We start from the raw sequence: 9,650 nt of genomic DNA on the forward strand, positions 1-9,650 counted from the left end.
ATTGCATGACCTGTCAGTCAGCTTTTTCTGATTCGTGCCCCAGTTCAAGCATCAACCCACTCAGGCGCTTGACCTTGCGCCTTACCGCTTCTTCAAACACGCCACCACGCGGTTCGATCAGGCTGAACCAGCGCTTGGCCCGGGTGATGCCGGTGTAGATCAGTTCTTTGGTGAGCACCGGGTTGAGCGCATCCGGCAGGATCAATGCCGTGTGGGTGAACTCAGAGCCCTGGGATTTATGCACGGTCATGGCGTACACGGTTTCCACATCATTCAGACGGCTGGGCAGCACAAAGCGTACGCCGCGCTGACCATCGTTACGTGGGAAGGCCACGCGCAGTACCTGCGGGCCGCCATCGCTTTCGGGCAATTTGAGGGCGATGCCGATGTCGCCGTTCATCAAGCCCAGCCCGTAATCGTTGCGGGTCATGAGCACCGGGCGGCCTTCGTACCATTGCTCGTCACCCTCTACCAGCCGCACCTTGCGCAAGGCTGCGGTGATGCGCAGATTCAGGCCTTCCACACCCCAAGGGCCTTTGCGGACCGCGCAGAGCAGTTGGAAAGCGTCGAAGGCTTGCAGCAGTTGTTGCGCCCAGTGGGTCCAGGCGGGGGCTTCACGTGGGGTGTCGGGAGATGGACGCGCGCTTTGCAGCAGGTTGAGGTAGTAACGGTAACCTTGGGCGCCGTCGCTGCCCTGCCCGTCCAGGACCAGACGCTCAAGGGCGTGATCGTGCTCGCCCTTCAGGCTGAGGCAGAACAGGTCACTGTGGCTGCGTGCCGTCAGCAGCTTGCGGGCTTCCTCAGCGTTTTGCTGGTTGACCCAGCGCGCCAGTTGGCCGATACCACTGCCTTCGCCAAAACGTCGCGAGTAACGCAGCATCACCACTTGCTGGGCCAGGGGATGGTTGCCGTCGAGGTCTGCCTGCAGGCCACTGGTGCTGAGGTCTTCGCCACTGACGGCTTGCAGCCATTGGCGGGTCTGGGCGTTATAAAAGCCGGCTTCGGCGTCTCGGCACAAATCACCGAGAACAGCGCCCGCTTCCACCGACGCGAGTTGGTCTTTGTCACCGAGCAATACCAGACGCGCATGGGGCGCCAAGGCGTCGAGCAGGTTGGCCATCATTTCCAGGTCGATCATCGAGGCTTCGTCCACCACCAGCACATCCAAGGGCAACGGGTTGCCGATGTGATGACGAAAATGCCGCGTGCCCGGGCGACTGCCGAGCAAGCGGTGAACGGTGGTGACCTGAGTCGGGATTTTTTCCTTCACGTTGTCCGGCACTTTCAGCGACAGCACTTGCTGGCTGATGGACTCGGTGAGGCGTGCAGCGGCCTTGCCGGTGGGCGCAGCCAGGCGAATGCGCAATGGACTGCCAGTTTCCACCGCCGGCGCCTGCAACAGCGCGAGCAGGCGCACCACGGTGGTGGTCTTGCCAGTGCCGGGGCCGCCAGTGACGATACTGAATGCACCGCGAGTGGCCAGGGCGCAGGCAAGTTTCTGCCAGTCGATCACGCCATCGGGCGGGGGTTGGTCGAACAGGTTGTTCAGGCGCTGCGGCAAATCGGCGGCGACACTTTCCTGGCTGGCGAGACGCAGCCGCAAGGCTGTGTCGATGCGTCGCTCGTAGGTCCAGTAGCGGCGCAGGTACAGGCGCTTGCCGGACAGGACCAATGGGCGACGCTGGGCGGCCTCGCTGCCATCAATTGCCAACGCGACCAGATGGCTGGCGGCCAGCGCATGGCACCAATGGGCGCCGTCGAGGCCATCAAGCAATTGCGACGGCAGCAACATGGCACCGGTTTGCTGGTCGCCTTCAGGCGGCAAGGATAGAGCGAAATCCGGCGCCTTGAGGGTTTCGAACAGGTCGAGGCAAACATGACCATGGCCCAATTGATGGCTGGTCAGCGCAGCGGCCAGCAGCACCAGCGGGTCAGCGTCCGGATCAAGTTCGTGCAGGAAGCCGACGAAGGCTTTGTCCAGGGCGCGCAACCAACCGCGATCCACCCAACGCTCCAGCAGTTGCACCAGGTCATTGGCACGGCTGAGAGGCATCAGGTCCTCAAGCGGTAACGGCGACAGGCTCATAGCAGCACTCCTTGTTCCCAGGCGGGCTCAACCTTGGGCGGGATAGGCTTGCCCTGGAACAGCAGGTCCAGGCCTTCGATCAGTTCCCGTGGTGGCCGGGTGAAATACGCGCCCTGGCTCACGGACTGGGTGCCGCGCAGGAACAGGTAAAGCGCACCGCCGACATGGCGGTCGTAGTCGTAGTCCGGCAGGCGCGCCTTGAGTTGGCGGTGCAGGGCCAGCAGGTAAAGTACGTATTGCAGGTCGTACCGATGCTCGAGGATCGACTGTTCCATGGCGTCCTGTGTGTAGGCCGAATCGTCGGGGCCGAGCCAGTTGGATTTGTAGTCGGCCACGTAATAGCGGCCGTCATGTTCGAACGTCAAATCGATAAAGCCCTTGAACATACCGTTGAGCAGCACGGGTTCGGCGGCGACGCGGGAAACGCCGTTGTGGGTGTACTGACACACCAGTTTGTCGAGGGCGAGTACGTCGACTTTATGGCTGGCGAACCAGAACTCCATTTCGACCTGGTAATGCTGCAGGCTTTTCAGGCTGACGTGGTTGTTGTCCACAGGCAGCGCCGCTTGCAGCAAGTGGCCCAGCCAACTGCTGAGGGTGACGATCCAACCTTCCCAGTTGCGGCGATTGCAACGAGCCCCTACTGCTTTTTCGATAGCCTCGGGGGTGACGTTGAAGCCCTCCTCCCCCGCCCACTCCAGCAGACCGTGGAGAAAGGTCCCAGGGTTCGGGCCACGTGGGAACCGGTGAATGTCGCCGCCGGACGCCGCCACCTCGCGGGGTGCGTCCGGATCGAGGCGTTCGTCATCGAACAGCTTCTGGGCTTGTGCGCTTTCCGGCGCTTCGAGACTGGCGGCACTCATGCTGTCGCCAATGCGCAAGGCGCTGTAGGAGGCGATCCACCAGTTTTCGGCCGCTTTGCGTTTGGGCAGCAAGGGCGCTCTAAGCAGGGCTTCGTTGCGCGGCGGGTGGAAGATGATGTCTTGCGCGTCGGGCACGTGGGCATAGTGGATTGCGGTGCAACCCTCTTGCAGATCCAACAACCAGCGCGCCAGACCCGCGGACTCTCCCAGCGACGCACCCGCGCCAAGCAAATAGCCCAACGCCGACAAGTGCAGCACGGAGCTATTGCTGTTGCCACGCTTGAGGTCGGCGATGCCGAGCCAGCACGCATGCTTGGCGCGGGTCAGGGCGACGTAGAACAGGCGCAGGTCTTCGGCCAGACGCTCGTTGTCGGCCTGGGCGATCAACTCAGCGGTCGGACGCAGACTGACCTGCGACTTGCCGTGTTCATCGTGGTAGTGAAGGGGCAAACGGCTGCCATCGACTGGTTTGGCTGAGCAGATGAAAGGCAGGAAGACCAAGTCGTATTCCAGGCCCTTGGACTTGTGGATAGTCACCACCTTGACCAATTGTTCATCACTTTCCAGGCGCAGGATTTGTTCCTCACCCGCCTGGCCCGACAGCGCCAGGTGTTCGGCCAAGTGGCGGATCAGCGCCTGTTCGCCGTCCAGTTCCGATGCGGCCTGTTGCAGCAGTTCGCTGAGATGCAGCAGGTTGGTCAGCACACGTTCGCCGTCACTGCGCGCGATCAGGGTTTGCGGCAGTTTAAAATCGTGGAGCAGGCGACGCAGCATCGGCAGCACACCTTGGGTGCGCCAGATCACGCGATAGCCACGGAACTGCATGACGCGGCTTTCCCATGCAAGTTCGTCCTGGTTCAGGCGCTCCAGTTCCGGCAGTGACAGGTTCAGGGTGACGCAAGCCAGGGCTGCGCGCAGCGGGCGCTCAACATCCGGCTCGGCGCAAGCCTTGAGCCAGGCCAGCAGGTCGTGGGCTTCCTGGGCGGCGAAGACCGAGTCTTTGTCGGACAGGTACACACTGCGCACGCCACGCGCTGCCAGTTCAGACCGCACGGCTTGAGCTTCCTTGCCGTCGCGAACGAGGATGGCGATATCTGACGGAAGCACGCCGTTGAAGCTCGCGTCCGGCTGTAGGAAACCGGCTGTGCCTTGCTGTCCGCCGTTGAGCAATTCAACAATCTGTGTGGCACAGGCGGCAGCCAATTGCTGACGGTAAACCAGGTTGGAAACCGGCTGCTCGGTGGGCAAATGCCAGAGATTCATCGCCGGCAGCGTTTGGCCACTAACCTGCAATCGTTCCTTGCGGCCTTGGGACAGCACCGAGTGGAACGGCACCGGATTCTGGCCATCCGGTTCGCGGAACAGGAACGCGCCACGGCCTTTTTCTGCGCGCTGGAACACGTGGTTCACTGCCTCGACCATCGCATGGCTGGAGCGGAAGTTGGTGCCCAGCGTGTGGTGGCGGCCGGTGGTGGACTGACGAGCGCGCAAGTAAGTGTAAATGTCAGCGCCACGGAAGGCGTAGATCGCTTGCTTGGGGTCGCCGATCAGAAACAGGCCACTGTCGAGGTGGTTTTCTTCGATGCGGTAGATGCTGTCGAAGATGCTGTACTGCACCGGGTCGGTGTCCTGGAACTCGTCGATCAGAGCCACCGGGAATTGCTCGCGGATGACACTGGCCAGACGTTCGCCGCCGTCAGCTTTCAGCGCGGCGTTGAGGCGGATGAGCATGTCGTCGAAGCCCATTTCGGCGCGGCGGCGTTTTTCTTCTTCGAAGCGTTTGCCCACCCAGCCGGCGGCGTGTTGCAACACAGCGGCCTCGGGGGTCGGCAACGCATCGAGGGCCGACTTTAGACCGGCCATGGCGTCAATGCCAGGATGCTGGGGCGGCTCGCCCTTCCAGGCTTCGGCCATGCCGTCGGGCGTGAGGCGGGTGAAGCCAGTACCGATATCGAGTTGTTCGAGAGTGTCGTCAGCAGCCCAGGCGCCGATCTTTTCGAACCACGGCTCGAAGTAACGCGCTTGCATCTTGCGGCCGTCGACGGCTTTGGCGGCCACGGCTTGCAGGCAGATGTCGCGTAGCTCGACGGCCCATTGTTGCCAGGGGGCTTTGAGCTGTGTGAGCGCTTCACGGCGCTCTTGCAGGCAGGCGTTGATCAGCTCGGCGGGCTCGCGGACTTCATCGGTGGGCCGTTCGCTGCCGAACAACGCGCGGACTCGCGGCATCAATGCGGCGGGACCGCCCCAGTTGTTGCGTACCCAGTTGAGCGCGTCGTCGTGCATCGGGTAGCAAAACAACCGCCAGTAGTCGCGCAGCACCTCACCGAGCAGGTCGCTGTGGTCGGTTTCCAGGGTCTGGGTGAACAGGCTACCGCTGTCGAAGGCGTGTTCGCGCAGCATGCGCTGGCACCAACTGTGGATCGTCGAGACGGCGGCTTCGTCCATCCATTGCGCGGCGATGTCCAGGCGGTTGGCACAGGCGGGCCACTGTTCGGGTGGATACTCGTCGCGCAGATCAGCGATCAGGGCGTCAGGCTGTTCAATTTCTTCGCGGAAGAACCGCGCGGCCTCGGCAAGACGAATGCGGATGCGTTCGCGCAGCTCTTTGGTGGCGGCGTCAGTGAATGTCACTACCAGGATTTGCGGCGGCAACAGCTCGCGACCAAAGCCGGACGCTTCGCCACCGTGGCCGAGGACAAGGCGCAGGTAGAGGGCAGAGATAGTGAACGTCTTGCCGGTACCGGCGCTGGCTTCAATCAGCTGGCTGCCCTTGAGCGGGAAGGCAAGGGCTAAAGGTTTGCTGGTCATGCGCCGGCCTCCTCACCTGTGAGTGATCGCCATGGGGCGTTGATCAGCGGGCGATAGAGGGTTTCGCACCAACCTTCGAATTCTTCGCTGGCGATGAGCGCGGCGTAGTCGGGGAATTGCCGAGTGAGCGCTGGGGTTTCGCGACGCTCGCCGTCGGAGGTCAGGCCGTCGCCTTCGTAGGCTTTACTGGCGGCCGCCTGGGCCTTGGCAGGATCGGTTTGACCGAGCCAGGCGAAGGCGGTTTTGACAGCTACGGGTAACGGTTTACTCATGCCTGCGTGCCAGGCGAGCAGCAAGTTGCCGAGGATTTCCTGTGCGATGGATTTATCCAGAGGCGGCAGGAGCAACGTGTCGTCGCTAGCCACCAAGCCGGTGCTTAACGGCAGGCCGCAAGCGCAGGCAACCACGTGATTGACCCAAGGGCGGATAAGGCGATGCCACTTGCGGGTCTTGATCGAACCAATGCTGTTGGGAATGGTGGTGACGCTTAGCAACCCGCCATCACTGCGTCGATGCAGACCGCTGATCCAGCCTTCCAACTGAACACCCTCATGTTCAAAACTGACAGGTTCGGCGCCAGTATGTTGGGTGGGCCAGAGAGCCAACAATTGTCGATAGCGTTGCAGAAGGTCGGGTAAAGGCTCCATCAGTTCGTTGCGGAGGCATTCGCCGAAACCGACCATGGGCAACAGGCCACTGCCTTGCAGTCGCAAGGCCTGGGCGTTCAGGGCCTGGTCGAGATGATCGGGGTTAGTGAGTGCAGCGTTCAGCAAGCTGTCACTCAGGCTATAGCGTTGCAGTGCGTCGAGGACAAAGGGCTCTTCGTCGGCCAACGGCACTTCGGCGGCTTCGAAGAATACTTTCAGACGTTGGCTAAAGAAGTGTTTGGCCGGGTTGCGCAGGAAGTCTTGTAACTGGCCGAGGCTCAAAGGCTCTTCCTGTTCGTGCGGTGGCAGGTCGTGTTCTGTTGAGGGCGCGTCGCAGGCTACGTGAAGCAATTGCCATTCGCGGGCGAAGCTGAACAGCGCGTCGCCCTCATGGAAGTAGCGGGCGCTGAACGGTTGCAGCGGATGCTCTTGGGTCATGGCTTCGATAAGCGCTTCATCGCTGTTTGCGTGATGCCAGCCGCTGGCGAGATGGTCGCGCAGTTGGCCGATCAATACCGAGGCAGGACGATCGCTATTGTCGCGGATGCTGCGACCCACCCAACTGATGTAGAGCTGGTCACGCGCTGAAAGCAGGGCTTCGAGCAGCAGGTACCGATCGTCTTCACGGCGTGAACGGTCGCCGGGGCGGTAATCACTGCCCATCAGGTCGAAGTCCAGCGGTGGTTGGGCGCGGGGGTAATCGCCGTCGTTCATGCCGAGCAGGCAAACGAGCTTGAACGGGATCGCGCGCATGGGCATCAGGGTGCAGAAATTAACAGCCCCGGCGAGAAAGCGCTGGGACAGGCGCCCTTGGTCCAGGCCAGCCAGCCAGGCTTCACGGACTACGGTGAGCGGTAACTCGTCTTGTAGGCCCACGGACTCGCAGGTTTCCAGCCAGGCCTCTCGGAGTTGTTCAAGTTGGCCCAACAGGTAGTCGTCGTGTTCGCTGCTCGGCAGAAAGAACAGTTGCATCAGGCGTTGCAGGCGTTCGCCCCACGTCTGCGGAGGCGCGGGGTGCGACAGCGCTTGATGGGCGTCACTGAGTGCGTCGAGTAAGGCGACCAGCGGGCCGATCAGGGCGGCGTCGAGACCACCGATTTCGTCGTAGGGCTCGATGCCGTCGCACGCGGCGCCGGTGCCTACGGCGTAACCGAGCAACATGCGGCGTAGGCCGAAACGCCAACTGTTTTGTTCCAGATCCGTGGGCAGGCCCAGGCCTGCGCGCTGTTCGGCGTTGAGGCCCCAGCGGATGCCGGCGCCTTCAATCCAGCGGTGCAGTGTGGGCAGGTCGCGTTCCTTGATGGCGAAGCGTTCGCGCAGGGCAGGAACGTCAAGCAGATCGAGGATTTCGCTGACAGGGAAGCGGCTGTCGGGGAGTTTCAGCAGATGTTCGACGGCGATCAGCAGAGGGTCGCGGCCGCGCTGGCCTTGGTCAGTCAGGGTGAATGGGATGAAGCGCGGGTCGTTGCGCTCAAGCTGGCCGAACACGGCGCGGATATGCGGCGCGTAACTGTCGACGTAGGGGACCATGACGATGATGTCCCTGGGACGCAGCGTGGGGTCGGCGCTAAACCGTTGGAGCAGTTGGTCGTGGAGGATTTCTACTTCGCGTTGAGCGCTGTGAGCGATGTGGAAGCGGATTGAGGTATCTCGCTCCAGATCGACGGCAGGCCATAGTTCGCGGGTTTCATTGAGTGGGCGCAGTTCGAGGATATCGTCCTGGAGCTGATTGAGCAGCGTGGTGGGATCGCTGTCACTGAACAGGTCGATACGACCATCGCGGAACGCTGCACGGTAGCTGTTGGGGTCATCGTAGCTGTCTAGCAAGCTGATGTAGTCACGGCCTTGTTTGCCCCAGGCAGCCAGTAGCGGGTGGGCGTGCTGGTGCAGCGTTTGTGGATCGATACTGACCGGCATGCCGGATTTACGCGCTTGGCGTTTGTATTCGTTACGCAGCAGGTCTTTGTCGGCGACGATGTCGGACCAATGATGGCGACACGGGTTGTGTACGCAAAGCAGGACTTGGCTGAATCGTGCGAGCCCGGCAAGGGCTTCCAGCGCCTGTGCTGGCAACGAGGAGATTCCGAAAACAATGACTCGGGATGGCAGCCCTGATGGGGCGCTTTCGAGCGTATTGATGCGTTCGATGAAGCGTTGGTGGACGCCTGCGCGGCTTTCGGCCATGCCTTCTTCACCGACATCCAACAGCAGTGCGCGCCACAGTTCGGCTTGCCAGCAGTTAGCAGGATTGAGCGGTTTGGCGTCGCCTCGGCCGTTACGCAGTTGGTGGCGGCCGGCAGCCCAGTCTTCCAGCCAGTCGGCGCGGTAGACCTGGTATTGGTCGAACAAGTCAGCCAGGCGCTCGGCGAGTTGGTAGCGTTTACGCAAGTCGGTGTCGTGGGTGAGGAAGCGCTGCAACGGTTCGAAGTGTGGCTGATCGATAAGCTCTGGGAGCAGGCGCATCAGGCGCCACGTCAGGGGGGCCTTATCGAGCAGGGACTGGGGTGGGATTTCGTCACGGCCAAGGACCATGCGGTAGAGCTGCCACATGAAGCTACCGGGCAGTTGCACGTCAATTGCTGCAGCGATACCGCAGCCGCCCATGTCGTCCTCTTCCGGATCTTCAGCCAGGGCCAACTTGAGCCATTGAGCGATGCCGTTGCTTTGCACCAGGGCGATTTCGTTTTCCAGGGGCGCCAGGGGGTAGCGGCGCATCCAGCTGACCACCAGGCTGCGCAGTTCATCCAGGCGATTGCCGTGAACCACCATGAATCCAGCGCTGAGGGACGTCGCATCCGGCATAACGGCTTCCTTGGGAAAAGCAAAATCGAGGGTGCGACTTTAGCACTGTGGACAGTTATTGGCGGAATTGGGATGTAGATGTCTTTTCGACCGCCCAAAACAAAACCCCTGTTTGCGTTAGCAAACAGGGGTTTCGGAATTTAATCTTGACGATGACCTACTCTCACATGGGGAAACCCCACACTACCATCGGCGATGCATCGTTTCACTACTGAGTTCGGGATGGGATCAGGTGGTTCCAATGCTCTATGGTCGTCAAGAAATTCGGGTACTGAGTCGTGACCACATGGCCTCGCTTCAGCAAATTGGGTATGTGATAGCTTTCGGTGTTTTCGTGAGATCGAACTTTCGGTTCTATCGTCTTCACACACCGCAATCTGATGCTCGTTAGAGTAGTCAAATTGCTTGGGTGTTATATGGTCAAGCCTCACGGGCAATTAGTAT

The 9,650-nt window shown here is 61.3% G+C and carries 3 protein-coding genes and 1 rRNA gene; all 4 read right to left on the minus strand.

The window, feature by feature from the left end; all coding sequences use genetic code 11:
• Nucleotides 1–13: 13 nt before the first annotated feature.
• The gene (gene recD / locus AACY36_RS06830) at nt 14–2,086 is read right to left on the minus strand and encodes an exodeoxyribonuclease V subunit alpha (RefSeq protein WP_339420510.1); all 2,073 of its coding nucleotides are present in this window, start codon (nt 2,084–2,086) and stop codon (nt 14–16) included.
• On the minus strand, nt 2,083–5,757 hold the full coding sequence (gene recB, locus AACY36_RS06835) for an exodeoxyribonuclease V subunit beta (protein WP_339420509.1): 3,675 nt from the start codon (nt 5,755–5,757) through the stop codon (nt 2,083–2,085). Before recB ends, recD begins: the two co-directional genes overlap by 4 nt.
• Nucleotides 5,754–9,206 (minus strand): exodeoxyribonuclease V subunit gamma, encoded by a 3,453-nt coding sequence (recC, locus tag AACY36_RS06840; protein WP_339427503.1) that lies wholly within the window; start codon nt 9,204–9,206, stop codon nt 5,754–5,756. The genes recB and recC overlap by 4 nt, the downstream gene beginning before the upstream one ends.
• Before the next feature lie 144 nt (nt 9,207–9,350).
• A 5S ribosomal RNA gene (gene rrf, locus AACY36_RS06845) occupies nt 9,351–9,466 on the minus strand.
• Between the last annotated feature and the right edge of the window lie 184 nt (nt 9,467–9,650).

The organism is Pseudomonas sp. EA_15y_Pfl1_P101, from assembly GCF_963970835.1.
Classification (GTDB): domain Bacteria; phylum Pseudomonadota; class Gammaproteobacteria; order Pseudomonadales; family Pseudomonadaceae; genus Aquipseudomonas; species Aquipseudomonas tritici.